This is a genomic window from Rhodopseudomonas parapalustris (genome assembly GCF_053772255.1).
This window is the reverse complement of record NZ_JAMKBZ010000002.1, coordinates 106,289-130,759: the sequence shown is the minus strand read 5'-3', so window position 1 is coordinate 130,759 and position 24,471 is coordinate 106,289. Positions and strand designations below refer to the sequence as shown.

The following is a 24,471-nucleotide window of genomic DNA, read 5'->3' as shown; positions in this document are numbered from 1 at the left end:
TCGGCCGGTCACCTTGCCGAGCGCTCAGACGTATTTGATACCGCGCTTGGCGGCCTTCTCGAACTTGCGGATCACCATCGCGCGTTTCAGCTTCGACAGGTGGTCGACGAACAGCACGCCGTTGAGATGGTCGATCTCGTGCTGGATGCAGGTCGCGAACAGGCCGTCGGCGTCCTCTTCCTTCACGTTGCCGTCGAGATCGGTGAAGCGGATCCGCACCGTCTTCGGGCGCTCGACCTCGGCATAGTATTCCGGGATCGACAGGCAGCCTTCCTCGTAGACGTTCATCTCAGCGGACGCGCCGACGATCTCAGGATTGATGAAGGCACGCGGATCGCTCTTGCCGTCACCCTCCTTGCGAACAATGTCCATCGTGATCAGCCGCACCGGCTCGGCGATCTGAATCGCCGCCAGTCCGATCCCGGGCGCCTCGTACATGCTCTCGAACATGTCGTCGGCGAGCTTGCGGATCTCGCTCGTCACCTCGGCGACGGGCTTGGAGATTTCACGCAGCCGCTTATCGGGCAGGATGATGATTTCGCGTAAGGCCATGGCGGCGATTTAAGCGGCGACGGCGGTCCGGTCAATCCGGGACCGAACGGAGCCTCTGCCACTTTCGGCGCGGCCGGGCTTAAAGGTCTGTTCAGCGCCCCGTTCTATCTTCGTTCCCCATGAGCGTGCAATCTGCGACACCGGCGGCGATGGATCAGATCCTGTTCAGGTTCGGTGACCTCCCGATCAGCGTCGGCATGGCCGGCGCGGCTTTTGCAGCCGTGGCGCTGGCGCTGCTCGCGATCATCGCCGTGCTGGTCGCACGCGGCAGCGCCGTGCGGCGGGGTGCAGAGATCGACCAACGGCTGGCGTTGTTGATGCGGGCGCAGCACGAGGCCAACGGCCGGGTCGATGCGATGGGCCGGGCGCTCGCCGGCCGCCAGGCCGAGATGGCGCGGGCGATGAGCGAACGGCTCGACAGCGTCACCCACCGGTTCGGCCAGTCGCTGACGCAGTCGACCCGCTACACCATGCAGAGCCTGCAGGCGCTGCACGAGCGTCTCGGCATCATCGACCGCGCCCACGACAACCTCACCGAACTGACCGATCAGGTGACGACGCTGCGCGACGTGCTCGCCAACAAGCAGGCGCGCGGCGCGTTCGGCCAGGCGCGCATGGAAACGATCGTGCAGGACGGGCTGCCGAAGGGCTCGTTCGCGTTCCAATACACCCTGTCGACCGGCAAGCGGCCGGATTGCGTGGTGCTGATGCCGGATCAGCCGCCGTTGTGCATCGACGCCAAATTCCCGCTGGAGGCAGTCACCGCACTGCGCGAGGCGCGGACCGACGAGGAGAGAAAGTCGGCCTCGCAGCGGCTGCGCACCGACGTGATGCGCCATGTCGACGACATCGCGTCGAAATACCTGATCCCGGGCGAGACCCAGGATACCGCGCTGATGTTCGTGCCGTCGGAGTCGGTCTATGCGGAGATCCACGACGGCTTCGACGACGTGATCCAGAAGGCTTACCGTGCCCGCGTCGTGCTGGTGTCGCCGTCGCTCTTGATGCTGGCGATCCAGGTGATGCAGCAGATCCTGAAAGACGCGCGGATGCGCGACGCCGCCGACCAGATTCGCACTGAAGTGCTCAGCCTGTCCGACGATCTGGCGCGGCTGCGCGAGCGCGTCACCAAGCTGCAGACCCATTTCGGCCAGGTCAACGACGACGTCCGCCAGATCCTGATCTCGGCCGACAAGATCGAACGCCGCGCTGCGCGAATCGAGGAGCTGGATTTTACGGCGCCCGAAGCGGCCGCACCGATGGCGTCGGCCGAAGCACACACCTCGGCATCGAGCCACGAGGCGCCGCTCGCCCCGGACCGCGCCGACCTATTCGCCTCGCGCGCCTTCAAGATCGACGAGGTCACATCGGCCTGAGGCCACGCCACGCCCCCACCGTCATCGCCCGCATACGCGGGCGATGACGTCTGGTTCGTGGTCACGGCTTCGAGCGACATGATGGCCATGATCTAAAAGCGCGGGCTCTCCGGCGGCATGCCCGCCCGCCGTCGAATCTGTTACCCCTTCGCCATGACCTCGTCCGACACCCCACCGAACGCCTCACTCGCGCCGATCGACAGGCCCAAGCCGGGCTGGCGCGAGGCGATGGCGGTATACTTGCAGCCGCGGGTGCTGGTGGTGCTGTTTCTCGGCTTCGCGTCGGGGCTGCCGTTGGCGCTGTCCGGCTCGACGCTGCTCGTATGGATGCGGGAATCTGGCGTCGATCTCGGCACCATCGGGTTGTTCGCGCTGGTCGGCACCCCCTACACGCTGAAGTTCATCTGGGCGCCGCTGGTCGATGCGCTGCACCTGCCGCTGTTCACCCGCACCTTCGGGCGCCGGCGCGGCTGGCTGGTGTTCGTGCAATTGTTGCTGATCGCCGCGATCCTGCTGCTGGCGCTGACCGATCCGGCGAAGTCGCCGCTGTTCGTGGCGATCGGCGCGTTGCTGGTCGCCGCCGCCTCGGCGACTCAGGACATCGTCATCGACGCCTTCCGCGTCGAGAGCCTGCCGGAAGACGAACAGGCCGCCGGCATGGCGTCCTACGTGGCTGCCTACCGGATCGGCATGCTGATCTCGACCGCGGGCCTGCTGTTCCTGGTCAGCGCCTATGAGGGCACCGGGCTGACGCGCAGCACGGCGTGGATGTGGGGCTATGTGACGATGGCCGCGATGGTGCTGATCGGCACCGTCACCGCCCTGTTCGCCACCGAGCCGGAGCAGTCGCGCCGCGCCGAAGCGGCGACCAGCGGCGAAAGCGGATTCAAACGGGTGGTCCACGCGGCGCTCGGCGCCTTCACCGAATTTCTCACCCGCAAGGATGCGCTCACCGCCCTCGCCTTCGTGGTGCTGTTCAAGTTCACCGACGCGTTCTCCGGCACCATGACGGCGCCGTTCGTGATCGATCTCGGCTATTCGCGCAACGACTACGCGGCGATCGTCAAAGGCGTCGGCCTGATCGCGACGCTGGTCGGCGGATTCGCCGGCGGCTACCTGGCGCGACGCTACTCGCTGGTCGCCAGCCTGTGGATCGGCGCTGTGCTGCAGGCGGTTTCGAATTTGGCGTTCGCCTGGCTGTCGACCGTCGGGATCAACCAATGGGCGCTGGCGCTGGCGATCTCGGTCGAGAACTTCACCGGCGCGATCGGCACCGTGATCTTCGTCGCCTATCTGTCGGCGCTGTGCCAGAATCCGCTGCACACCGCGACCCAATACGCGCTGCTCACCGCACTCGCCGCCGTCGGCCGAACTTATTTGTCGGCGAGCGCCGGCTACGTAGCGCAAGCCACCGGCTGGCCGGCATTCTTCATGATCAGTGTGGTGGTCGCGGCGCCCAGTCTGGTGCTGCTGGCCTTCTTGCAGCGTCGCGGCCATTTCGCCGCACTCGGCCCGGTGAAGGTATAGCTGGACGCGACGCCAGCTTCTCGCCGTGGCTGCGAGAACCCGTCGCTTACTTCACCAAACTCCACTTGGTCACCACCGCCTCGCTCATCTGGCCGGGCTCGTTGGCGCACGCAACCGAGCTGACCTTCAACGCGACCTGCTTGCCGCGGTGCGATTTGAGCAGCGCCGCCTGGGCATCGTCGGCGGGGACGATCTGGAAGGTTTCCGGGCCGTTCTCGAGGTTGCAGAGGCCGGACGGCGCCGGCAACCGGCGCGGATCGCTGACGAGCTGATACACCGGGCCCTTCTTGCCCCTGGCCCGGGTCTTCAACGCGTTCAGCTCGCCACTGAGGATGTCGCCGACTCGCAGCGTGGTCGGCTTCGGCAGCGCCGCCTGCGCTGAATCCTGCGCCGACACCGCGGAGGCGGCGAACGTCAGGGCGAGCGCGGCAATCGTCGAGAGCGGGTAACGGAATCGAGTCATCAGGTCCAATCCGGTTGAGTCAGAACAAGGTACGCTGTCGCATCGCCGCCGACAGCGTTCCTTCGTCGAGATAGTCGAGTTCACCGCCGACCGGCACGCCGTGCGCGAGCCGGGTCACTTTGACATTGGCGTCCTGCAACAGGTCGGTGACGTAATGTGCGGTGGTCTGGCCGTCGACCGTGGCGTTGAGCGCCAGGATGATCTCGGCGACGCCGGGATCGTGCGCCCGCTTCACCAGAGCCTCGATCGTCAGATCCTCGGGACCGACGCCGTCGAGCGGTGACAGCGTCGCCCCGAGAACGTGGTACCGGCCGTTTGTGGCAGAGGCGCGTTCGAGTGCCCACAAATCCGCGACGTCCGCCACCACCACGATGATCGAGGGATCACGGCGCGGGTCGGTGCAAACCGTGCACGGATTTTGCGAGTCGATGTTGCCGCAGGTGCTACACACTTCGATCTTGTCGATCGCGACCTGCAGCGCCGAGGCGAGCGGTGCCATCAGCGCATCGCGCTTCTTGATCAGGTGCAGCGCGGCGCGCCGCGCCGAACGCGGCCCCAAACCGGGCAGCCGCGCCAGCAACTGGATCAGACGTTCGATCTCGGGGCCTGCGACCGCACCGGCCATCGGGATTCCGTCTCCGTTGAGTGATCGGACGCGACGATGCGCCGTTGCCGCCGCCGAAGCGCGGCAGTCCGGCGCGAATCGGAAAGGTCGCGAAGACTAGCCCAGGCCGAGCCCGGGCGGCAGGCCGAGGCCGCCGGTCAGCGCCTGCATCTTCTCCTGCATCGCCGCTTCCGCCTTGCGATGGGCGTCGCCATGCGCCGCCACCAGCAGATCTTCGAGGACTTCGCGCTCCTCGGGCTTGATCAGCGACGGATCAATCGTGATGCCGCGCACTTCCATCTTGGCGCTCATCCGCACCTTCACGAGGCCGCCGCCCGACAGGCCCTCGACCTCGATTCCGTCGAGCTCGGCCTGCATCGCCTTCATCTTCGACTGCAGTTGGGCCGCCTGTTTCATCATGCCGAGAAAATCAGCCATGATCGGTTTCCTTTCAGATCGCTAATCGTCGTCGTCGATTTGCTCGGAGGGATCGTCCATATCAGACTCGATCTCCACCGGCTCGGAGGCGAGGCGCCGCACCGTCAGCTTGGCGCCGGGAAACCGCGCCAACACTTCCTGCACGCGGGGATCGTTCTCCGCCGCACGCTCGCGCTCGTTCTGCTGCGCCATGCTCTGCTGGCGCAGCGTCGGCTGGCCGGGCTCGTTGGATACGATCACGGTCCAGCGCCGCCCGGTCCATTGCTCGAGCTTGCGGCCGAGTTCGTTGATCAGGCTGCGCGACGCGGTGGGCTCCAGCGCCAGTTCGAGCCGCCCGTCCTCGATTCGCACCAGCCGCACGTCGGCTTCGAGCGCCAGGCGGATCATCACGTCCCGCTTCTCCGATGCCAGCGCGACGAGCTGCGGAAACGTAGTGATCTTCACCGCCGGCGGTTCAGGCTCCGGCGCCGGTGCGCTGACCGGCGAGCGCGCCGCATTGTCGAGCCCGCCACGCAGCATCGTCGGCGCCGATGCGGCGCTCATGGATGCCGCGCCCATGCTGGGTGTGCGGCGTGGCATCGACGCGCTCGGAGCGGACAAAGATGCGGCCGAGGCGACCGGCGCGGACGATCCGCCGCGCGCGCCGCCACCGCCCGGAATCGCCGGCGCATCGCCGCCGCCGCTTTGCTGCAGCATCCGCAGTGCTTCGTCTGGCGTCGGCAGGTCCGCCGCATAGGCGATCCGCACCAGCACCATCTCGGCCGCCGCCGCAGGTCGGGTCGCGCCCTGCACCTCGGCGATGCCCTTCAGCAGCATCTGCCACATCCGCGACAGCACCCGCATCGACAGCTTGGTGGCGAACTCACGCCCGCGCACCCGCTCGGTTTCGCCGAACGCGACGTTGTCGGCGATCGCCGGCACGATCTTCACGCGGGTGACGAAATTGACGAATTCGGCAAGATCGGACAGCACGACCACCGGATCGGCGCCGGTGTCGTATTGGTCACGAAATTCGGCGAACGCGGCTGCGATGTCGCCGCGCGCCAGCGCGTCGAACAGTTCGATCACCCGCGTCCGGTCGGCCAGCCCGAGCATCTGCCGCACGGCATCCGCCCGCACCACCCCCGCGGCATGCGCGATCGCCTGGTCGAACAGCGACAGCGAATCGCGCACCGAACCTTCGGCCGCGCGGGCGACGATGCCGAGCGCTTCCGGCTCGACCTCGACACCTTCCTTCTGGGCGATGTTCGACAGATGGTCCATCAGCACATCGGCTTCGACCCGGCGCAGGTCGAAACGCTGGCAGCGCGACAGCACCGTCACCGGCACTTTCCGGATCTCGGTGGTGGCGAACACGAATTTGGCGTGCTCCGGCGGCTCCTCCAGCGTTTTCAGGAAGGCGTTGAACGCCGCCGTCGACAGCATGTGGACTTCGTCGATGATGTAGACCTTGTAGCGCGCCGAGGCCGGGGCGTAGCGCACGCTGTCGTTGATCTGGCGGACATCGTCGACGCCGGTATGCGACGCGGCGTCCATCTCCAGCACGTCCATGTGCCGGCTTTCCATGATCGCCTTGCAGTGCACACCGTGCACCGGCATGTGGATGGTCGGTCCCTTCACCGAACCGTCCGGCAATTCGTAGTTCAGCGCACGCGCCAGGATGCGCGCGGTGGTGGTCTTGCCGACGCCGCGGACGCCGGTGAGAATCCAGGCCTGCGGAATCCGGCCCGTATCGAACGCGTTGGACACGGTGCGGACCACCGCTTCCTGGCCGATCAGATCCTCGAAGCTGTTGGGGCGATATTTCCGCGCCAGCACCCGATAGGCGCCGGCCGGCGCGCTGGTGCTTCCCTGCTGCTCGAGAGCAGCGGGCGGCGTTGCGGAAAGGCCAGAGTCACTCATCGGTCGGTCCGCAATGCTGCGTCAATGGGGCGGGCTTGCGGAAGGGAGCGGGGCGCTGGCGACGGGGCAGGATCATGTGGCTGGCCCGGAACACCCCTCACACCGGACCGGCATCGGCCGATCCTGATCTACCTTCGTCCGGCCGCGGCGCCTCCAAGCTGGAGGCGGCATGGCCGCAAAATGAGGTAGGAGACTGACGAGCGACCCGATCCAGACCTCGTTAGGGCTGCTTCCTTCCGGACCTGACCCGGTTGGCGAGAGGCTCGTCCACCGCCAATCTCCCGGTGCCTATTTGGCGCCAAACCGAACCGAATGCAAGTCGCCGGTCCCGCCCTTCGGCACGCCTTCGACCTTCGGCTAGCTGGCGCTTCCGCCGGTCCGGGCGGCTTGGTATGACTGGCGGGCGGCCGCGCGGCCGTCCCCGCCACAGACAAGAGCCCACGCTCCCACAACGGGCCAATGGAACCGCAATGTCCTCCTCCGACTGGTCGCTGAGCCCACGGCTCGAACAAGACACCATCAACATCGGCGACCTGCCGCTCAGCCGGGTGCTGGTGATCAAGGACGCGCATTATCCGTGGCTGCTGCTGGTGCCGCGCCGGCCCGGCGCAAGCGAGATCATCGACCTCGACGAGGTGGCGCAGGCGCAATTGATGACCGAGATCAGCCGCGTCAGCCGCGCACTCAAGGACATCACTCAGTGCGATAAGCTGAATGTCGCGGCGCTCGGCAATCTGGTTCCGCAGCTCCACATCCACATCATCGCGCGGCGCTCCAGCGACGCCGCCTGGCCGCGGCCGGTGTGGGGAGTGATGCCGCCGCTGGCGCATGATGCCGAAGAGGTGCAGCAGTTCATCAATCTGCTCCGCCGCAAGGTCTGGCTGAGCTGAGCCGATGAGCACGTCCTTTCCGCTCGGCCAACCCGCTTTCGTCACCCATGTGCTCGACCGCGCCGCGCATCTGCGCGGCAACGACGCCAAGCTGATGGCGTTGGAGGAGCGCAGCGACACCCGCGCCTATGTGGTGCACCGCGATTCGCTGCTGGTGAAGCACGAACCAAGCGGCCCGCGCGCCGAGCTGACCATCAAGGAGGCGCTGGCGCTCGGCGCCAATCCCGGCACGATCTTTCTCGGCCTGCGCAATGGCGCGGCGGTGTTCGGGATGGGGATCGGCGGCCCTGCCGCCGACAAGCTCGCCGGCCGGCCGGATGCCGGCCTCGCCGAACTGCGCGGCCTCGCAATGCAGGGCATGCTGCCGGTCGAGCGGCTCTCGGCGATCGCGATGGCGAAATCGCTGGTCAACTGGCATCAGCGCCACGGCTATTGCGCCAATTGCGGCACCCGCACCGCGATGTCGCAAGGCGGCTGGAAGCGCGATTGCCCGTCCTGCAAGGCCGAGCACTTCCCGCGCACCGATCCGGTGGTGATCATGCTGGTGACGAACGGCGACGAGTGCCTGCTTGGCCGCCAGAAGCAGTTTCCGCCCGGGATGTATTCGTGCCTCGCCGGCTTCGTCGAGGCGGCCGAGACGATCGAGGATGCGGTACGCCGCGAAATCGTCGAGGAGTCCGGCATTCTGTGCACGGACGTGCGCTACTACATGACGCAGCCGTGGCCGTATCCGTCGTCGCTGATGATCGCCTGCACCGCGACCGCAACCACCGAGGCCATCACCGTCGATCGCACGGAACTAGAAGACGCCCGATGGTTTTCCCGTGACGAGGCCGCGCAGATGTTGAAGCGCACGCATCCGGACGGGCTGGCAGGGCCCCATCCGTTCGCGATCGCGCACCACCTGCTCGGCCGCTGGCTGGAGGACAATTCATGAGCGACACGGTCAAGCGCGAGCCGCGCATCTTGTGCATCGGCATTCCGGTGCGCGACCTCACCTTCCGGGTCGAGGCTGTGCCCGGCCGCGGCAACAAGGTGCCGGCGAGCGCGTTCGGCGAGATCTGCGGCGGCAACGCGCTCAACGCCTCGATCGGCATCGCCCGGCTCGGCGGCAAGGCGCAGATGTGCGGGCCGATGGGCGACGCCGAAGAGGCCGCTGCGCGCTTCATCTTCGACAAGCTCGCCGAGGAAGGCATCGGCGCGACCCACCTCGTCCACATGCCGGGGCTGGTGACGCCGATTTCGGCCGTGCTGGTCGACCCGACCGGCGAGCGCACCATTGTCACCTTCCGCGATCCGGGGCTGTGGAAGGTCGCGCTGCCCGACGCCGACGCGCTGCTAAAGGACTGCGACGCGATTCTCACCGAAAGCCGCTGCTCCAGCTTCGTCACGCCGCTGTGCGCCGAAGCGACGCGGCGCGGCATCCCGGTGGTGGTCGACGTCGACAACGCGATGGCGATGAACGAGGGCCTGCTGACCGCCGCCTCGCATCTGATTTGCTCGGCCGAGGCGCTGCACGCCACCGCCGGCACAGACGACGACGAAGAGGCACTGAAGAAGCTGGCGCGACTGACCAAGGCATTCGTCGCCGTCACCCGCGGCCCGAAAGGCACGCTGTGGCTCGACGACAAGAAGCAGTTCCGCGAAACCCCGGCGTTTCCGGTGCACTCGGTCGACACCCTCGGCGCCGGCGACATCTTCCACGGCGGCTTCACCGTGGCGTTCGGCGAAGGCCAGGACATCGCCCACGCGCTGCGTTTCGCCTCTGCCGCCGCGGCTCTGAAATGCACCCGCCCCGGCGGCGCCTTTGCCTGCCCAACCCGCGCCGAAGTCGACGAACTGCTGGCGAAATCGCCGGTGGGCGCGCTGTAAATCACCCAGACTCGCATGATGGGTCAGGCGCCCTCCGCCTTGTCCCATCATTCTGCTCGTTGGTTTGTTGCGATGGGTCACGCGCAGCGCGCGAACCCATCCTCCAGCCTCATCCTCGCGACGAACTTCATCGCGCCGGCTCCCAGCCGGGCGGCGCGAGTTCGAAGCCTGCGAAATCGAAGCCCGGCGCCACGGTGCAGCCGACCAGCGTCCAGTCGCCGGTCGACGCCGCCGCCTGCCAGGCGTGCGGAGGCACGATCGCTTGAGGCTGCTGCCCGGCGCCGACATCAGCGCCGAGCGTCACCGCCTTGGGGCCGTCATCGCCCGCGATCTCCAGCATCAGCGGCGCGCCGGCGTAATAGTGCCAGACTTCGACCGCGTCGATCCGGTGCCAGTGCGAGCGTTCGCCCGCACGCAGCAGGAAGTGGATCGCGGTCGAGTAGCTGCGACCGCTGGCGTCGCAGCGGGAATCGCGAAACGTCTCGCGATAATGCCCGCCCTCCGGATGCGGCTGCAGGCCGAGCCGCGCAATCACCTCGGCGGCGCTGAGGGACACCGCGCTCACCCGTTGTTCTTGCGCTCGCGCAGTTCGCCGAACACGTCGGCGGCGCTCTCGCCCGCCAAGCCGACGGCGGCTGCGACCGACGGCACGTCGGCGCGGAGGAACACGTTGGCCTTCTTCTCTTCGCCGAGCGTTACCGGAATCGTCGGCTTGCCTTCGGCGCGCAGCGCTTCGACCTGCTTGGCGCGGGCCTGCAGATCGGCGTTGTCCGGCTCGATGCCGAGCGCGAATTTGACGTTGGAGGCGGTGTATTCGTGGCCGCAATACAGTTTGAAATCGTCCGACAGGGCCCGCAGCTTCAGCAGCGACTCCCACATCATCGGATAGGTGCCCTCGAACACCCGGCCGCAGCCGATCGAGAACAGCGTATCGGCGGCGAACAGCGCGCGGTCGTCGTCGAACACATAGGAGATGTGATCGAGGGTGTGGCCGGGAGTCTCCAGCACCCGCGCGGTGAGGCCGCCGATCTTGACGACGTCACCTTCCTGCAGCCGGACATCGACGTCGGCGATCTTGGCGTTGGCGTCGTGCGGCGCATGGACGCGGCACTGATACTTCGCCTTCAGCTCGGCGATGCCGCCGACATGGTCACCGTGGTGATGCGTGACCAGAATGTCGGTCAGCTTCCAGCCTTCCTTGTCCAGCGCGGCGATCAGGGGGGCGGCTTCCGGCGCGTCGATCGAGGCGGTGGCGCCGGTGGCCGGATCGTGGATCAGATAGCCGAAATTATCGGTGAGACACGGAACGATGCGGATGTCGGCGGGCATGAGATCTCCGGAAACTTGAAGGCGGCAGGAGCGTGCCGGGCGCCGTTTCTGTCGCCGGCGTCACGCAGTGTCGAATCCTAACATGGGGGCGGACCGAGACGAAATGAAGCGGTCACAGCCCCGTAAACCAGACAGGGGGCGGCTTTGCCGGACCATGCGACACCGTGATAAACAGTCATCATGACAATCGACGTCGTGGACCTGCGGGAGTTCTACACGAGCCGGCTCGGTATCGTAGCACGACGGCTGATCAACCGCGGCATCCAGTCGCGATGGCCGGATGCGCGCGGCGACCGGGTACTCGGCTTTGGCTATCCGACACCGTATCTCGGCCTGTTCCGCGACCGCTGCGAGCGCTGCATCGCTTTCATGCCGGCCGCTCAAGGCGTGCTGAAATGGCCGACCGCGCGATCGACGCTGTCCAGCCTGGTCGACGAGCACGCACTGCCGCTGCCGGACGCTGCGGTGGATCGTATCCTGCTGGTGCACGCGCTGGAGATGTCGGACGATCCCGAACGGCTGCTGCGCGAGGTGTGGCGGGTGCTGGCGCCGGCCGGTCGGCTGCTGGCGGTGGTGCCCAATCGCCGCGGCGTTTGGGCGCGGCTCGACAATACCCCGTTCGGCCACGGCCGCCCGTATTCGCGCTCGCAGATCGCCGACCTCTTGCGCCGAACCTGGTTCACGCCGACCGCCTGGAGCGAAGCGCTGTTCGTACCGCCGCTGTCGCAGAGCTGGCTGCTGCGCTCGGCGTCGGCCTGGGAGCGGGTCGGCGCCGCCGCCTCGCTGCCGCTGGCCGGCGTGCATGTGGTCGAGGCCACCAAGCAGGTGGTGCGCGCTCAGCCGGTCAAACGCGAACGGATCCGGCTGATCCCGTCGCTGGAGCCGTCGCTGGTGCCGTCACCGACGCCGCTGCAGGCCGAAGAGCCGGACGCACCGCCGCTGCCGCGCTGAAACGCCCCTTCGCCCAAACGACACCCTGCTGAAACGACACCCTGCTGAAACGACAAAGGCCGCACCCACGGCGCGGCCTCGTATGATGTGTTCGGCCCGATGGCGGCCGGGCGCTACGGCTTACTCGCCGGCGCCGGCATCCTCGCCCGACGGAGCCGGGGCGACGGCCTGCGCTGCCGCGGGCTCACCGCGCGGACGGCGCCGACGCCGCGGCGGGAAGCGCTCGCCTCCGCCACTATTGCCATCGAACGCGGTGGGACCAATCTGGGGCTGCGGACCGGTGATGAACGAGGGCAGGCGGTCGACACCTTCGGCTACCGGCTGCGGCTGCTCGCGCGGCACGAATTGCGGCTGCGGGCGATGCTCGCGCGGCTGCGGCTGTTCGCGCGGCTGGTAGGGCTGCGGCTGCTCGCGCTGCTGATACGGCTGCGGCTGCTGCACCGGCACCAGGCCCGGCTCGGCGCCGAAGTTCGAAAACTCGCCGTCCTCGCCGTCGTCGTTGTTGTCCAGGGTGTCGTTGTCGATTCGCGGCTGCGGCTGATTCTGCCGGAACTGCTCCTGAGCCGCTGCGATTAGACGAAAGTAGTGCTCGGCATGCTGGTAGTAGTTCTCGGCCGCGACCGGGTCACCCGAAGAGCGGGCATCGCGGGCGAGCTGAACGTACTTCTCGGCAATATGCGAAGCGGTACCACGGATCTTGATATCGGGGCCGTTCGACTCGAACACCCGGGTCATCGGATTCTGGCCGCGCCGGTTGTTGTTGTTATTGTTGCCGCCGTTATTCCGATTACGCAGCCGCTTATTGTTCTGCCCGTTTCTCATGTCCAACCTTCTTACCGAACCCCATTTTGCAAGGCATAGCTGCGCTGAGCGCAGGTCTGACCCCGCCCGTCCGAACAGCCCATCAGTCTCGAATCGCTAATGCCGTGTGTCGCGCTCAACAAAGACGCGTTCTCCAAATCCGGCGACCGTCGCACCGCCGGCCGGATCAATTCTTCGAGCCCGTGCTACAGGGCTCAGCTCGTCTCGCGTGAGTTCTTCAAGCGTGAGTCGTTAGGCTTTCGTGCGCTCCGCGGCTGAAAGCTGCGCGGCTGTCCCAGCCTCTCGCGCTTGATCAAAGCCACCGTGTGGAACCCATTCGGTCAGGGGCTCTCGTCGAAACCAAAATGCCCCACTCCGCACCGCGGGGCCAGCCGCTCTGACCGATATCTGGACCGGAACGTAGTCGCTCTCGGCCGATATTCCAAGCTGTTTTTTGCAATTTGTTCCGATATCAGGCGACGACGAGCCGTCCGGTGACGACCCGGAAAATCCCTGACAAATCAGTTCGGAACGGGTCCGAAAGGGCTAATCCGGCATCCCGCATCAGGGCGCCGACATCGCTTTCCTGGCCCTGTCCGATCTCAACCACCAACGCGCCGTCCGGTTGCAGCAGCCGGCACGATTCGGGGATAATTTTCCGGTAGGCGTCCAGCCCGTCGGCGCCGCCATCGAGCGCCCGGTGCGGGTCGTACTCGCGCACCTCGCGGTCGAGCCCGGCAATGTCGCCCGCCGGAATGTACGGCGGATTGGACACGATCAGGTCGAACGGACCGCGCAGCGCCGCCGTGTAGTTGCAGGCCACGAAGCAGGCGCGATCAGCAACCCCGAGCCGTGCTGCGTTGCAGCGCGCGACACGTAGCGCGCCGAGACTGATATCAGTGGCGACGCCGGTCGCATCCGGTCGTTCATGTAGCAGCGCCAGCAGGATCGCGCCGCTGCCGGTGCCGATATCGAGAATCCGCGGCGCCGCATTCTGCTCGCCGAGCACGGCGAGCGCGGCCTCGACCACCATCTCGGTATCGGGTCGCGGCACCAGCGTGTCGGCGGACAGTTCGAACGGCAGCCCCCAGAACTCGCGTACCCCGAGGATGCGGGCCACCGGCTCGCCGGCGAGCCGCCGCGCCGCGAATGCCTGCAGCCGTTCGGTCTCCACACTCGTCAGCACACGTTCGGCCTGCGTGATCAGCCCGGTGAGATCGAGCCCGGCAACCTCGCCGACCAAGAGACGAGCATCGAGCGCGGCGGACTCGATGCCTGCATTCTGGAATTGCCGGGCAAGACGACGACGCGCGGACGCGATCGTCGGCACTTCGCTCACGCCGCGGCGCCCTGCTCGGCGAGCTGCGCCGCCTGATGCTCGGTGGTGAGCGCATCGATCAGTTCGCCCAAGCCTTCGCCGGCCATCACCTGCGGCAGCTTGTACAGCGTCAGATTGATGCGGTGATCGGTGACACGGCCTTGCGGGAAGTTGTAGGTGCGGATCCGCTCGGAGCGGTCACCGGAGCCGACCTTGGCCTTGCGCTCGGCGGAGCGCGCTGCGTCGACCCGCTGCTGTTCGGCGTCGTAGATTCGCGACCGCAGGATGTTCATCGCCGAAGCACGGTTCTTATGCTGCGAGCGGCTATCCTGCATCATCACCACGATGCCGGTGGGCAAATGGGTGATGCGGATCGCCGACTCGGTCTTGTTGACGTGCTGGCCGCCGGCGCCCTGCGCCCGCATCGTCTCGATCCGCAGGTCTTCCTGCTTGATATCGACATCGACATCCTCGACCTCGGGCAGCACCGCCACCGTCGCGGCCGAGGTGTGAATGCGGCCTTGGGTTTCGGTGTCGGGCACGCGCTGAACCCGGTGCACACCGGATTCGAATTTCAGCTTGGCGAAGGCGCCGCGGCCCTTCACTTCGGCGATGATTTCCTTGAAGCCGCCGACCGTGCCTTCGCTGGCCGAAATCACTTCGACGCTCCAGCCCTGCAGACCCGCGAACTTCTCGTACATCCGGAACAGGTCGCCGGCGAACAGCGAGGCCTCGTCGCCTCCGGTGCCGGCGCGGATTTCCAGCATGACGTTGCGTTCGTCCATCGCATCCTTCGGCAACAGCGCGATGCGGATCTGCTGGATCAGTTCGTCGCGATGAGCGTCGAGCGCGTCACGCTCGGCCTCGGCCATCGCCCGCATCTCCGGCTCGGTCGCCGGATCTTCCAGCAGTTCGTCGATCTCGCCGAGTTCGTCGCGAACCTCGCGATAGCTCTTGACCGCCTCGACCAGCGGATTGAGCTCCGACAATTCGCGGGTGATGCGGACGTAATCCTCGGCGCCGACCTGCCCCATCAGTTGGGCTTCGAGCGAGGCGTGATGCGCGAGGAGGACGTCGAGCTTGGCTTCGGGCAGTGTGGACATGAACGATCTCGGATGAACGCGAAAACACGACGGGCGGAGGGCAGCCGCGTCGCTACAAGGCGAGCTGATGTGCTTCGGCGAATTCAGTCAGCTTGTCGCGAATCGAAACGCTACCGGCCGGCGCGTCGAGCAGCGGCCCGATCATCGCCTCCGCCTTGGCGAGATCGAGGCCGAGAATCATCGCCTTGACCGGCCCGTGCGCCAACGCCGACACCGACAACGAGCGGTAGCCGATCGCCATCAACGCCAGCGCCGCCAGCGGCTGCGACGCCATCTCGCCGCACAGCGACAACGAGCGCTTCGCCGCGCGCGCCTTGCGGACGATGTCGCGCAGCGCCCGCAGGATCGGCGCCGACAGCGTGTCGAACCGCTCCGACACTTTCGAATTGCCGCGATCGACCGCGAACAGGAACTGGAACAAATCGTTGGAGCCGACCGACACGAAATCGGCGCGCTTGAACAGCTCGTCGAGCTGATACAGCAGCGCCGGGACTTCCAGCATGGTGCCGACGTCGACCCGCTCCGGCAGCGTGTGGCCGTGCTGGCGCAAGTACGTCAGCTCGCGCTCGACGATGGTCTTGGCGGTGTCGAACTCGGCGACCTCCGAGATCATCGGAAACATCACCCGCAGATAACGCCCGGCCGCGGCACGCAGCAGCGCCCGGATCTGGCTGCGCAGCAAACCGGGCCGATCGAGCCCGAGCCGGATCGCGCGCCAGCCCAGCGCCGGGTTCTCCTCGACCACCGTCTCCATGTAGGGCAGCGCCTTGTCGCCGCCGATGTCGAGAGTGCGGAAGGTGACCGGCTTGTTGCCGGCGGCGTCAAGCACGGCGCGATACAGCGCGAGCTGATCGGACGACCGCGGCAGGCTCTGCCCGACCATGAACTGCAGCTCGGTGCGGAACAGGCCGATGCCCGACGAGCCGGTGTCTTCGATATGCGGCAGGTCGATGGTCAGGCCGGCGTTGATCATCAAATCGATCGGCTGGCCGTCCTTGGTGACGCAGGGCAGATCGCGCAGCGCCGAATACTGTGCCTGTCGCCTGGCGCGGAACCGAACCCGCTCCGCATAGGCGGATTCGATTTCCGCGGAGGGCCGCACATAGATCGAGCCCGAGGTGGCATCGACGATGATGGCGTCGCCGGGATCGGCGATACCCGGCGCGTTCGGCACCTCGCCGACCGCGGCGATGCCGAGCGCCCGCGCCACGATCGAGACATGCGAATTGGCGGTGCCTTCTTCCAGCACCAGGCCGCGCAGCCGTTTGCGATCGTAGTCGAGCAGCGCCGCCGGTCCCATCGACCGGGCGATCAGGATGGCGTTGTCGGGAAGCTGCTCACGCGACGGCGCATGATCCTGCCCGACGAGCTGGCGCATCAGCCGGTGGCCGAGATCCTCGAGGTCGTGCAGCCGGTCGCGCAAATACGGATCGGTCGAGCGCAGCATCCGCGCCCTGGTGTCGGACTGCACGCGCTCGACGGCGGCTTCGGCGGTGAGGCCGGTGGCGACCGCCTCGTGCAGCTTGTGCGACCAACCGTGGTCATTGGCGAACATCCGGTAGGCTTCGAGCACATCGCGATGCTCGCCACCTTCGGCAAAGTCGCCGCGCTCCAGCATCCGGTCGAGATCGGAGCGCAGCTTGGCGAGCGCCGCGTCGAGCCGCTTGATTTCCTTCGGCAGGTCTTCGGCGATGTAATTGGTGATGACGACGCGCGGCTCGTGCAGCACGACGTGGCCGAGCGCGATACCGTCCGACAGCACCGCCCCGGTCTTGTGGATCGAGTGCCGCGCCGCCGGCTCGGCGCCGGGCTGTGCCAGCGCCGACAATTCGCCCGAAGCGATCATCTCGGCGAGCACCATCGCGGTGGTCTGCAGCGCCTCGACCTCTTCCTCGACATAGGTGCGCTTGGCGCGGTTCTGCACCACCAGCACGCCGAGCGTATTGCCGGCGCGCAGGATCGGCACGCCGAGGAACGAGTGGTAAATTTCTTCGCCGGTTTCCGGGCGGAACGAGAACGCCGGATGACTTTGCGCGTCCGACAGGTTCAGCGGCGTCGCTTCCGCGCCGACCAGACCCACCAGACCTTCATGGGCGTTGAGCACGGTCTGGTGCACCGCCTCGCGGTTCAGACCTTCGGTGGCGTAGAGTTCGAGGGTGTTGTCGATCCGCAGCACATAGACCGAGCACACTTCGGCGACCATGTTGGCCGCGATCAGCACCACGATCTTGTCGAGGCGCTCCTGCGCGGAAACTTGCTCCGCCATGGTTTCGCGGAGCCGTCTCAGCAAGACGCGGGGGCCGCCCGACGTGCTCCGCATGGGTCGCAATCTCCTCTGCGAGCTTTGCCCTCCGGCGCGCGGCAGCGCCAGCGGAAAAGCTCTAAAGACAATCACCGTCCGGCGCCGTTATGGCCAAGCCGATCACCTCGGCCCCAGCGCAAACGCACACACGAACGCGACGCGGGACATGGCCGCGGAGACCCGCCGCCGCGCCTTCGCAACGCAACATCACCGGCTTTGCCAACCGGCCCGTCAGCGCGCCGCGCCGTTCAGGCCGTATAGCGAATTGACGCTTGATTTGCCAAGCAAAACGCCTGCCAAGCCGCACCCGACGACAGCCGCCGGGCGCGCTCTTAAATCACCGAAAAATTGTCCTAAACTTGATCGAGTCCGTAGAGCGTATGCAGCGTCCGCACCGCCAGCTCGGTGTAGGCGGCATCGATCAGCACCGAGAACTTGATCTCCGAGGTGGTGATGGCGCGGATGTTGATGTTGCGGGCCGCGAGCGCGGCGAACGCCTGGGCGGCAACACCCGCATGGCTGCGCATGCCCGAGCCGATCACCGACACCTTGGCGACGTCGGTCTCGCTGTCGAAGCGGGCATAACCGATCTTGTCCTGCGCCGACGTGATGGTCTGCTTGGCGCGGGCGAAGTCGGAAGCCGGCACCGTGAAGGTCAGGTCGGTGGTCTTGCCGTCTTCGGAGACGTTCTGCACGATCATATCGACGTTGATATTGGCATCGGCCAGCGGCCCGAAGATCGACGCCGCCACGCCCGGCTTGTCCTCGATCCGGCGCACCGAGATCTGCGCCTCGTCCTTGGAAAAGGCGATGCCGGTGACGACGTGGTTCTCCATGGAGTCCTCCTCGCTGCTGATCAGCGTGCCCGGCGGCGTGCCGTGCGGATCGATATCTTCGGGCTTGTCGAAACTGGAGCGGACGAAGATCGGCATGTTGTGCACCATGCCGAGCTCGACCGAGCGGACCTGCAGCACCTTGGCGCCGAGCGAGGCCAGTTCCAGCATCTCTTCGAACGACACTTTGTCGAGCCGGCGCGCCTTCGGCACCACCCGCGGGTCGGTGGTGTAGACGCCGTCGACATCGGTGTAGATGTCGCAGCGGTCGGCCTTCAGCGCCGCCGCGATCGCCACCGCAGAGGTGTCGGAGCCGCCGCGGCCGAGCGTGGTGATCCGGCCGGTTTCGGCATGAATGCCCTGGAAACCGGCGATCACCGCCACTTCCTTGCGCTCGGCAAACCGCTTGATGATCTCGCTGCCGTCGATCTCGACGATGCGGGCCGAAGCGTGCGCGTCGCTGGTGCGGATCGGGATCTGCCAGCCTTGCCAGGACCGCGCCTGGACGCCGAGCGACTGCAATGCAATCGCAAGAAGCCCGGACGTCACCTGTTCGCCAGACGCCACCACCGCATCGTATTCGCGAGCGTCGTGCATCGGCGAGGCTTCGGTGCACCAGGCCACCAGCTCGTTGGTCTTGCCGGACATCGCCGACACCACCACCGCAACCTCATGACCGGCATCGACCTCGCGTTTGACATGGCGCGCGACGTTCTGGATGCGCTCGATATTGGCGACGGACGTGCCGCCGAATTTCATCACCAGCCGGCCCATGACGAATAGTGCAATCCTTGCAGACAACGAGTATTGATGACGCGGAATCCGCCGCGCGGAAGCCGCGTGGCGCGTATACACAGCGTCGAGGTTTCGGGCAAGCAAGCGCATTGCGGCCACGGAACAGGCGCCGCCCGCTCCGAGCATTTGCCGGGGCGAACGGCACGGACACAACGGCACGGACACTGAGGAGCACCGCGCACCCCATGGCACTGCAACCCGACTCCTCCGGCCAGCCGGCCTCGACCGTCGATCCGGCCGAGATCGCGAAATTCTCCAAACTGTCGGCCGAATGGTGGGACCCCACGGGGCGGATGGCACCGCTGCACCGGATCAACCCGCTGCGGATCAGCTTCATCCGCGATGCCGCCTGCCGCAAATTCGAGCGTAACGCCAAGAGCCTGAGCTGCCTCGAGGGGCTGCGGATGCTGGACATCGGCTGCGGTGCCGGGCTGCTGTGCGAGCCGTTCACCCGGCTCGGCGCCCAGGTGATCGGAATCGACCCCTCGGCCACCAATATCGCCGCCGCCAAGCTGCACGCCGACAAGTCGCATCTGGCGATCGACTACCGCAACATCATGGTCGAGGAAATCGACCCGCGTGAGCGATTCGACATCGTGCTGGCGATGGAGGTGATCGAGCACGTCACCGACGTCGGCGCCTTCCTGGCGCGCTGCGCCGCGCTGGTGAAGCCGACCGGCATCATGGTGGTGGCGACGCTGAACCGCAATTGGAAGAGCTTTGCGCTGGCGATCGTCGGCGCCGAATATGTGATGCGCTGGCTGCCGCGCGGCACCCATCAGTGGGACAAGTTCGTCACTCCCGCCGAACTGGAGCAGCACCTCAACCGGCTGAAACTGACCGTCACCGAGCAGTCCGGCCTGGTGTTCAATCCGCTGGCCGACCGCTGGAAGCTGTCGCCCGACATGGACGTGAACTACATGATGGTCGCCGAGCCGGCGCCGTAAGTCTGGACGACCGCGCGCCGATCCCTGCGGCGCGCGCGAGTCCTCGCAATGCAGGCATGATCCGGGTCCGGTTGACCGCTGCGGACCGGATCGCCGAGGCTGCAGCGTCCCTCCTGCCGCCATCGCCATGTTCACCGTCGCTTCGCTCTGGATTCCCTTCACGCTCGTCGCCGCGGCCGGTCAGGTCGCGCGCAATGCGATGCAGCGCTCGCTGACCGGGCCGCTCGGCACCTGGGGCGCCACCAATATCCGCTTCCTGTTCGGCTTCCCGTTCTCGCTGCTGTTCTTCGCTGGCGTGATGGTGGCGACCGGCGACGCGATGCCGTCGCCGGGCCTCGAGTTCTGGCCGTGGCTGCTGCTCGGCGCGCTGTCGCAGATCGCCGCGACCGGCATGATGCTGGCGGCGATGAACGAGCGCTCCTTCGTCGTCACCACCGCCTATCTGAAGACCGAGGCGATCCAGACCGCGATCTTCGGCTTCGTGTTCCTCGGCGATAACCTGAACCTGTGGAAGGTGGTGGCGATTTTGATCGCCACCGTCGGCGTCGTGGTCACCGCACTGCGGCCGGGCGCGGCCCGCGGCCTCGTCAGTCTGCGGCCGACACTGCTCGGGCTGAGCGCGGCGGCGGCCTTCGCGCTGTCGGCGGTCGGGTTTCGCGGCGCGATCATCGTGGTGCCGGACGTCACCTTCGTCACCGCCGCGACCTTCACCCTGGTGTTCGCGCTCGGCGTGCAGACTCTGGTGCTGACGATCTATCTGCTGGCGCGGGCGCCTCAGGTGCTGCGCGACATCCTGCGGCTATGGCGGCCGTCGATGCTGGCCGGCTTCGTCGGCGCCGCCGCCTCGCAATTCTGGTTTCTGGCATTTGCGCTCACCGCCGCCGCCAACGTCCGCACCCTGGCGTTGATCGAGGTGCTGTTCGCCCAGGCTGTGGCGTACTACTCGTTCAAGCAGCCGGTAGCGCTGCGCGAGATCGTCGGTATCGTGCTGATCGTGCTCGGCGTCGCGCTGCTGGTCGCGGTCTAATTACTTCAGCGCGATGATCACGGCGCCGGCGGCGATCAGCGCGATCCCGATCCATTCGGTGCCGGACGGCTTTTCGCCGAGAAACAGCACGCCGAACAGCACCACCAGCACCACGCTGAGCTTGTCGATCGGCGCCACCAGGCTGGCCGGGCCGAGCTTCAGCGCCCGGAAGTAGCACAGCCACGACGCTCCGGTGCACAGCCCCGACAAAATCAGGAACGTCCAGGTTTTGACGCTGATCGGCCCGTCCGCGACGAGCTTGCCGGTGGCCGCCAGCAGCCCGCCGAGCGCCACCAGAACAACCACGGTGCGGATGAAAGTGGCGAGATCCGAATTGATGTCCGCCACGCCAACCTTGGCAAAAATCGCCGTCAGCGCGGCGAACACCGCCGACAGGATCGCCCAGAATTGCCAGGAGAGCAGGGTATCGGGGTTCATGAGCAAAGTCGTTGGTTACGCTCGCCACATCGGCAGCGAACTCCCTCGCCCCGCCCTTGCGGGGAGAAGTTAAGTCGCGCGCCTTCCTGGCGAGAAGCGCACCTCATTGCGGTTAGTTCCGGTCGTCCGGCAGCACCGGCAGCGGCGCCACTTCGATGCCTTCGTCGATCAGCGCCTTGGCCTCGGTCGGGGAGGCTTCGCCGTAGATCGGGCGGTGTTCAATATCGCCGTAATGCATCGCGCGGGCCTGATCGGGGAAGCGGTCGCCGACATTGTCGGCGGTCTTGACGATGTGGTCGCGCAATTCCTTCAGCTTGGCGCGCAGCTCGCGCTCCTGCGCCATCAGAAGCGGCGTCGGCGAATCTGCGGAAGCGGTCTCGGCCGGAAGATTGGTCGCGGCGGGTTCGGCGGCGACCGGCTCCGGCGCCCGCCCGCGGCCCTTCTTCCCGACGATCTGCGGCGCCATGATCGCCTTTTCGACCTTCACCGAATCGCAGCGCGGGCAGCTCACCAGCTTGCGCCGAACCTGGGACTCATAGGCCGACGAGCTCTGAAACCAGCTTTCGAACACATGGCCTTTGTCGCAGCGCAGGCTGTAGCGGATCATGACGGCTGGACCAGATGCAGATGGCCGGGACCGGCATTGGGATCGGCGACGGTGAAGCGGCGGCCATGCTGCAGCGACGGGATCTTGCCGCGCGCCTTCGTCACCTCGGCCGGATCGATCCGCGCCATGATGAAGCCGGGCTCGATGCCGCCTTCCGCCAGTACCACGCCCCACGGATCGATGATCAGCGAATGACCGAAGGTCTCGCGCTTGTTCTCGTGCAACCCGCCTTGCGCGGCGGCGAACACGAAGCAGCCGTTCTCGATCGCGCGGGCGCGCAGCAGGACATGCCAATGCGCCTCGCCGGTCGGCTTGGTGAATGCCGCCGGCACGCTGAGAAACGACGCGCCGGCTTCGGCGAGCGCGCGGTACAGCGCCGGAAAGCGCACGTCGTAGCAGATCGTCAGCCCGATCCGGCCCCATGGCAGATCGGCGATCACCGCGGTTTCGCCTGGTTGATAGTTCGCCGACTCCCGATAGCTCTCGCCATTGCCGAGATCGATGTCGAACATGTGGATCTTGTCGTAGCTCGCCAGGATCGTGCCGTCCGGACCGATCAGGAACGAGCGGTTGACCGCGCGGTCCGGCGAGGCGCGCAGCGCCAGCGAGCCGATGTGCAGATGGATGTTCAGCTCGCGGGCCAGTTCGCGATACGCCTTCAGCGAGGCGTCGCCGTCCTGGTCGGCGAGCTGGGCGAACAACGCTTCGCGATTGAGCTGCATCATGTTGCTCACCTCGGGGGTGAGCACGTAGTCGGCCCCGGCCGCGGCCGCCTCACGGATCAGCCTGATGCCCTGTTCGAGATTGGGCTCGGGCGCCAGCCCGCTGCGCATCTGCACCAAGGCGGCGTTGAACGGCTCCACCGCGGTCATGACGACGCCTTATCGCCGGCGAGCAGCGCGTCGAGCTTGCCCTCACGGTCGAGCGCGTAGAGATCGTCGCAGCCGCCGACATGGTAGTCGCCGATGAAGATCTGCGGATAGGTCGCGCCAGGTCCGACGCGCTCGTCCATCTTCACCCGATAGCCCGGATCGACATAGACGTCGTATTCGGTGAACGCCGCCTTCTTGCGGTTGAGGAGCGATTTTGCGGCGCTGCAATAGCCGCAGCCGGGGCGGGTGAAGATCTCGATCGCAGCGGGCATTAGGGCTCCGTTCGGTTGCCGAAAGATCGGCGCAAGAAGCGGATTATATGGGAGATTTCGCCGTATCGACAACCCGCGCGAAAACCAGCACGTCGACCGAGGCCGCCCGCGCTCGCAGCAGAGCCCGGGCGCAGGCATCCACTGTGGCGCCCGAGGTCAGTACGTCATCGACCAGCACGATCCGCCGGCCCTGGATCTCGGCCCTGCGATCTTTGGCCACTTTGAAGGCGCCCTGCACATTGGCGGCGCGCTCGCTGCGCGACAGCCCGATCTGATGCGCGGTCGGCCGCACCCGCTGCAGCGCCTCGACCGCAACCGGCAAGCGCGCATGCCGGCCGATCGCCTGCGCCAGCGCGCCGGACTGGTTGTAGCGGCGCGAGAAGCTACGCTGCCAATGCAGCGGCACCGGCACCAGGAGATCGGCCTCCGCCAGCAGTGAATGCCCGGCATGCGCCATCCACCGCCCCATGGTCGGCGCCAGATCGGTGCGGTCGTGGAACTTGAGGCCGTGCACCAGAGCCTTGGCGATTTCGTCGTAACGTACCGCCGCGCGGGCCCGCGCATAGGCCGGGGGATCGGCGATCGCCTGCATCGACAGCATCCCGGGCCCCGGATCGTAGACGAACGGAATTCCGAGCTTCTCGCAATATGGCGGAGCAATGAACGACAGTTGCGCCCAGCACTCGGCGCACAGCCCGTCACCTGCGACCGGCTCGCGGCAGGAGACGCACAGGGTCGGCAGCGCCAGATCGAGCGCGGCCTCGGCGGCGCGGGCCCAGATCCGGCGGAGGCCACGCAGCACGGCGCCGCCCGGCGCCTTCCCGGCCAATTCCACACGCATTACGCGAATCTATCGGCGTCACCACAACCGTCAAGGCCGGGTAGTGCCGGCCTCGGAAAAAGCGCACAACACCCGAAGTCCTTCTCCGGGAGATTGCCGTGTCCGAGCCCACCGACAAGTCCGACGTCACCTATCTGGATATTCCGACCGCGCCGCATCTGTATTTCGACATCGCTCCGGCGCACGGGGTGATCGCCAACGGCGTCGAGGTCGAACTCGCGGCGCGCACCTTGAACCCGCTTCCCGACGGCTCGGTCGAAGTGAAATTCGTCACCACGGCGCGGCTGCGCTGCAGCCAGGCCGGCGCGCAGCACCTGCGCAACGCGCTGGACGCGGTGCTGAAGATGTTCGAGGCATCGCAGCAGGGGCCGTCCTCTGCGGCGGCGAAGCTGAACTGATCGCAACGCGGAC

The 24,471-nt window shown here is 66.7% G+C and carries 26 protein-coding genes and 1 other RNA gene; 9 read left to right on the top strand and 18 right to left on the bottom strand.

Going from position 1 to position 24,471, the window contains the following annotated elements; genetic code table 11:
* Positions 1 to 24: 24 nt before the first annotated feature.
* A complete protein-coding gene (gene def / locus M9H71_RS02620) occupies positions 25 to 552 on the bottom strand; it encodes a peptide deformylase (RefSeq protein ID WP_455403554.1) in 528 nt (175 codons plus the stop codon).
* 149 nt (positions 553 to 701) lie between these two features.
* On the opposite strand from def, the gene M9H71_RS02615 reads away from it, so the two are divergent.
* Both M9H71_RS02615 and M9H71_RS02610 read left to right on the top strand, forming a co-directional pair.
* Positions 702 to 1,928: a DNA recombination protein RmuC gene (locus tag M9H71_RS02615; RefSeq protein ID WP_455403707.1), complete on the top strand. Its 1,227-nt coding sequence runs from the start codon at positions 702 to 704 to the stop codon at positions 1,926 to 1,928.
* 228 nt (positions 1,929 to 2,156) lie between these two features.
* A complete protein-coding gene (locus M9H71_RS02610; RefSeq protein ID WP_455403706.1) occupies positions 2,157 to 3,455 on the top strand; it encodes an AmpG family muropeptide MFS transporter in 1,299 nt (432 codons plus the stop codon).
* Between the two features lie 46 nt (positions 3,456 to 3,501).
* Here the strand turns inward: M9H71_RS02610 and M9H71_RS02605 are convergent, their stop codons facing one another.
* The 5 genes from M9H71_RS02605 to ffs all read right to left on the bottom strand — a co-directional run bounded on the left by M9H71_RS02605 (position 3,502) and on the right by ffs (position 7,144).
* Positions 3,502 to 3,918 carry a hypothetical protein gene (locus M9H71_RS02605; protein WP_455403553.1) on the bottom strand — a complete coding sequence of 139 codons (417 nt, stop codon included), beginning with the start codon at positions 3,916 to 3,918 and terminating at the stop codon, positions 3,502 to 3,504.
* Between the two features lie 19 nt (positions 3,919 to 3,937).
* Entirely contained in the window at positions 3,938 to 4,543 is a 606-nt protein-coding gene (recR, locus tag M9H71_RS02600; RefSeq protein ID WP_455403552.1) for a recombination mediator RecR, read from the bottom strand.
* A 96-nt stretch (positions 4,544 to 4,639) separates the two neighbouring features.
* Positions 4,640 to 4,960: a YbaB/EbfC family nucleoid-associated protein gene (locus M9H71_RS02595; protein ID WP_455403551.1), complete on the bottom strand. Its 321-nt coding sequence runs from the start codon at positions 4,958 to 4,960 to the stop codon at positions 4,640 to 4,642.
* Positions 4,961 to 4,981: 21 nt separating this feature from the next.
* A complete protein-coding gene (locus M9H71_RS02590; protein WP_455403550.1) occupies positions 4,982 to 6,862 on the bottom strand; it encodes a DNA polymerase III subunit gamma/tau in 1,881 nt (626 codons plus the stop codon).
* 185 nt (positions 6,863 to 7,047) lie between these two features.
* Positions 7,048 to 7,144: signal recognition particle sRNA small type (ffs, locus tag M9H71_RS02585), an RNA gene on the bottom strand.
* Positions 7,145 to 7,332: 188 nt separating this feature from the next.
* On the opposite strand from ffs, the gene M9H71_RS02580 reads away from it, so the two are divergent.
* The 3 genes from M9H71_RS02580 to M9H71_RS02570 are packed head-to-tail and all read left to right on the top strand — an operon-like array spanning position 7,333 to position 9,624.
* Entirely contained in the window at positions 7,333 to 7,752 is a 420-nt protein-coding gene (locus M9H71_RS02580; protein WP_455403549.1) for an HIT domain-containing protein, read from the top strand.
* Between the two features lie 4 nt (positions 7,753 to 7,756).
* Positions 7,757 to 8,689 carry an NAD(+) diphosphatase gene (gene nudC / locus M9H71_RS02575; RefSeq protein ID WP_455403548.1) on the top strand — a complete coding sequence of 311 codons (933 nt, stop codon included), beginning with the start codon at positions 7,757 to 7,759 and terminating at the stop codon, positions 8,687 to 8,689.
* Positions 8,686 to 9,624 carry a sugar kinase gene (locus M9H71_RS02570; protein WP_455403547.1) on the top strand — a complete coding sequence of 313 codons (939 nt, stop codon included), beginning with the start codon at positions 8,686 to 8,688 and terminating at the stop codon, positions 9,622 to 9,624. Before nudC ends, M9H71_RS02570 begins: the two co-directional genes overlap by 4 nt.
* A 127-nt stretch (positions 9,625 to 9,751) precedes the next feature.
* Here the strand turns inward: M9H71_RS02570 and M9H71_RS02565 are convergent, their stop codons facing one another.
* A complete protein-coding gene (locus tag M9H71_RS02565; RefSeq protein ID WP_455403546.1) occupies positions 9,752 to 10,189 on the bottom strand; it encodes a cupin domain-containing protein in 438 nt (145 codons plus the stop codon).
* Entirely contained in the window at positions 10,186 to 10,953 is a 768-nt protein-coding gene (gloB, locus tag M9H71_RS02560) for a hydroxyacylglutathione hydrolase (protein WP_455403545.1), read from the bottom strand. The genes M9H71_RS02565 and gloB overlap by 4 nt, the downstream gene beginning before the upstream one ends.
* A 180-nt stretch (positions 10,954 to 11,133) precedes the next feature.
* Between gloB and M9H71_RS02555 the strand changes: the two genes are divergently transcribed.
* A complete protein-coding gene (locus tag M9H71_RS02555; protein WP_455403544.1) occupies positions 11,134 to 11,904 on the top strand; it encodes a class I SAM-dependent methyltransferase in 771 nt (256 codons plus the stop codon).
* Between the two features lie 120 nt (positions 11,905 to 12,024).
* Here the strand turns inward: M9H71_RS02555 and M9H71_RS02550 are convergent, their stop codons facing one another.
* The 5 genes from M9H71_RS02550 to M9H71_RS02530 all read right to left on the bottom strand — a co-directional run bounded on the left by M9H71_RS02550 (position 12,025) and on the right by M9H71_RS02530 (position 19,035).
* Complete coding sequence (locus M9H71_RS02550; protein WP_455403543.1) at positions 12,025 to 12,726, bottom strand: DUF4167 domain-containing protein; 702 nt, start codon at positions 12,724 to 12,726, stop codon at positions 12,025 to 12,027.
* A 451-nt stretch (positions 12,727 to 13,177) separates the two neighbouring features.
* A complete protein-coding gene (prmC, locus tag M9H71_RS02545) occupies positions 13,178 to 14,044 on the bottom strand; it encodes a peptide chain release factor N(5)-glutamine methyltransferase (protein ID WP_455403542.1) in 867 nt (288 codons plus the stop codon).
* Positions 14,041 to 15,126, bottom strand: coding sequence for a peptide chain release factor 1 (gene prfA, locus M9H71_RS02540; RefSeq protein WP_164606813.1), 1,086 nt, complete (start codon positions 15,124 to 15,126; stop codon positions 14,041 to 14,043). The genes prmC and prfA overlap by 4 nt, the downstream gene beginning before the upstream one ends.
* Before the next feature lie 52 nt (positions 15,127 to 15,178).
* A complete protein-coding gene (gene ptsP / locus M9H71_RS02535; RefSeq protein WP_455403541.1) occupies positions 15,179 to 17,446 on the bottom strand; it encodes a phosphoenolpyruvate--protein phosphotransferase in 2,268 nt (755 codons plus the stop codon).
* A 335-nt stretch (positions 17,447 to 17,781) separates the two neighbouring features.
* The gene (locus M9H71_RS02530; RefSeq protein WP_164606817.1) at positions 17,782 to 19,035 is read right to left on the bottom strand and encodes an aspartate kinase; all 1,254 of its coding nucleotides are present in this window, start codon (positions 19,033 to 19,035) and stop codon (positions 17,782 to 17,784) included.
* Between the two features lie 206 nt (positions 19,036 to 19,241).
* Here M9H71_RS02530 and ubiG point away from each other — a divergent pair, with 206 nt between their 5' ends.
* Positions 19,242 to 20,003 (top strand): bifunctional 2-polyprenyl-6-hydroxyphenol methylase/3-demethylubiquinol 3-O-methyltransferase UbiG, encoded by a 762-nt coding sequence (gene ubiG, locus M9H71_RS02525; RefSeq protein ID WP_164606819.1) that lies wholly within the window; start codon positions 19,242 to 19,244, stop codon positions 20,001 to 20,003.
* A 127-nt stretch (positions 20,004 to 20,130) separates the two neighbouring features.
* Complete coding sequence (locus tag M9H71_RS02520) at positions 20,131 to 21,030, top strand: EamA family transporter (RefSeq protein ID WP_455403540.1); 900 nt, start codon at positions 20,131 to 20,133, stop codon at positions 21,028 to 21,030.
* Here M9H71_RS02520 and M9H71_RS02515 read toward each other — a convergent pair whose 3' ends face one another.
* The 5 genes from M9H71_RS02515 to M9H71_RS02495 form a co-directional block, all read right to left on the bottom strand.
* Entirely contained in the window at positions 21,031 to 21,468 is a 438-nt protein-coding gene (locus tag M9H71_RS02515; RefSeq protein WP_455403539.1) for an EamA family transporter, read from the bottom strand.
* Between the two features lie 112 nt (positions 21,469 to 21,580).
* Positions 21,581 to 22,075: a DUF1178 family protein gene (locus M9H71_RS02510; RefSeq protein WP_455403538.1), complete on the bottom strand. Its 495-nt coding sequence runs from the start codon at positions 22,073 to 22,075 to the stop codon at positions 21,581 to 21,583.
* The gene (locus tag M9H71_RS02505) at positions 22,072 to 22,947 is read right to left on the bottom strand and encodes a carbon-nitrogen hydrolase family protein (RefSeq protein WP_230759757.1); all 876 of its coding nucleotides are present in this window, start codon (positions 22,945 to 22,947) and stop codon (positions 22,072 to 22,074) included. Before M9H71_RS02505 ends, M9H71_RS02510 begins: the two co-directional genes overlap by 4 nt.
* The gene (grxC, locus tag M9H71_RS02500) at positions 22,944 to 23,219 is read right to left on the bottom strand and encodes a glutaredoxin 3 (protein WP_455403537.1); all 276 of its coding nucleotides are present in this window, start codon (positions 23,217 to 23,219) and stop codon (positions 22,944 to 22,946) included. Before grxC ends, M9H71_RS02505 begins: the two co-directional genes overlap by 4 nt.
* Positions 23,220 to 23,262: 43 nt before the next feature.
* The gene (locus M9H71_RS02495) at positions 23,263 to 24,060 is read right to left on the bottom strand and encodes a ComF family protein (protein ID WP_455403536.1); all 798 of its coding nucleotides are present in this window, start codon (positions 24,058 to 24,060) and stop codon (positions 23,263 to 23,265) included.
* 98 nt (positions 24,061 to 24,158) lie between these two features.
* Between M9H71_RS02495 and M9H71_RS02490 the strand changes: the two genes are divergently transcribed.
* Positions 24,159 to 24,458 (top strand): hypothetical protein, encoded by a 300-nt coding sequence (locus M9H71_RS02490; protein WP_455403535.1) that lies wholly within the window; start codon positions 24,159 to 24,161, stop codon positions 24,456 to 24,458.
* Positions 24,459 to 24,471 lie beyond the last annotated feature (13 nt).

Excerpts from the sequence above, each read along its gene's own strand:
- def (WP_455403554.1), bottom strand. The coding sequence starts at position 552 with ATGGCCTTACGCGAAATCATCATCCTGCCCGATAAGCGGCTGCGTGAA.
- M9H71_RS02615 (WP_455403707.1), top strand. The coding sequence starts at position 702 with ATGGATCAGATCCTGTTCAGGTTCGGTGACCTCCCGATCAGCGTCGGC.
- M9H71_RS02610 (WP_455403706.1), top strand. The coding sequence starts at position 2,157 with ATGGCGGTATACTTGCAGCCGCGGGTGCTGGTGGTGCTGTTTCTCGGC.
- M9H71_RS02605 (WP_455403553.1), bottom strand. The coding sequence starts at position 3,918 with ATGACTCGATTCCGTTACCCGCTCTCGACGATTGCCGCGCTCGCCCTG.
- recR (WP_455403552.1), bottom strand. The coding sequence starts at position 4,543 with ATGGCCGGTGCGGTCGCAGGCCCCGAGATCGAACGTCTGATCCAGTTG.
- M9H71_RS02595 (WP_455403551.1), bottom strand. The coding sequence starts at position 4,960 with ATGGCTGATTTTCTCGGCATGATGAAACAGGCGGCCCAACTGCAGTCG.
- M9H71_RS02590 (WP_455403550.1), bottom strand. The coding sequence starts at position 6,862 with ATGAGTGACTCTGGCCTTTCCGCAACGCCGCCCGCTGCTCTCGAGCAG.
- M9H71_RS02580 (WP_455403549.1), top strand. The coding sequence starts at position 7,333 with ATGTCCTCCTCCGACTGGTCGCTGAGCCCACGGCTCGAACAAGACACC.
- nudC (WP_455403548.1), top strand. The coding sequence starts at position 7,757 with ATGAGCACGTCCTTTCCGCTCGGCCAACCCGCTTTCGTCACCCATGTG.
- M9H71_RS02570 (WP_455403547.1), top strand. The coding sequence starts at position 8,686 with ATGAGCGACACGGTCAAGCGCGAGCCGCGCATCTTGTGCATCGGCATT.
- gloB (WP_455403545.1), bottom strand. The coding sequence starts at position 10,953 with ATGCCCGCCGACATCCGCATCGTTCCGTGTCTCACCGATAATTTCGGC.
- M9H71_RS02555 (WP_455403544.1), top strand. The coding sequence starts at position 11,134 with ATGACAATCGACGTCGTGGACCTGCGGGAGTTCTACACGAGCCGGCTC.
- M9H71_RS02550 (WP_455403543.1), bottom strand. The coding sequence starts at position 12,726 with ATGAGAAACGGGCAGAACAATAAGCGGCTGCGTAATCGGAATAACGGC.
- prfA (WP_164606813.1), bottom strand. The coding sequence starts at position 15,126 with ATGTCCACACTGCCCGAAGCCAAGCTCGACGTCCTCCTCGCGCATCAC.
- ptsP (WP_455403541.1), bottom strand. The coding sequence starts at position 17,446 with ATGCGGAGCACGTCGGGCGGCCCCCGCGTCTTGCTGAGACGGCTCCGC.
- M9H71_RS02530 (WP_164606817.1), bottom strand. The coding sequence starts at position 19,035 with ATGGGCCGGCTGGTGATGAAATTCGGCGGCACGTCCGTCGCCAATATC.
- ubiG (WP_164606819.1), top strand. The coding sequence starts at position 19,242 with ATGGCACTGCAACCCGACTCCTCCGGCCAGCCGGCCTCGACCGTCGAT.
- M9H71_RS02520 (WP_455403540.1), top strand. The coding sequence starts at position 20,131 with ATGTTCACCGTCGCTTCGCTCTGGATTCCCTTCACGCTCGTCGCCGCG.
- M9H71_RS02515 (WP_455403539.1), bottom strand. The coding sequence starts at position 21,468 with ATGAACCCCGATACCCTGCTCTCCTGGCAATTCTGGGCGATCCTGTCG.
- M9H71_RS02510 (WP_455403538.1), bottom strand. The coding sequence starts at position 22,075 with ATGATCCGCTACAGCCTGCGCTGCGACAAAGGCCATGTGTTCGAAAGC.
- M9H71_RS02505 (WP_230759757.1), bottom strand. The coding sequence starts at position 22,947 with ATGACCGCGGTGGAGCCGTTCAACGCCGCCTTGGTGCAGATGCGCAGC.
- grxC (WP_455403537.1), bottom strand. The coding sequence starts at position 23,219 with ATGCCCGCTGCGATCGAGATCTTCACCCGCCCCGGCTGCGGCTATTGC.
- M9H71_RS02495 (WP_455403536.1), bottom strand. The coding sequence starts at position 24,060 with ATGCGTGTGGAATTGGCCGGGAAGGCGCCGGGCGGCGCCGTGCTGCGT.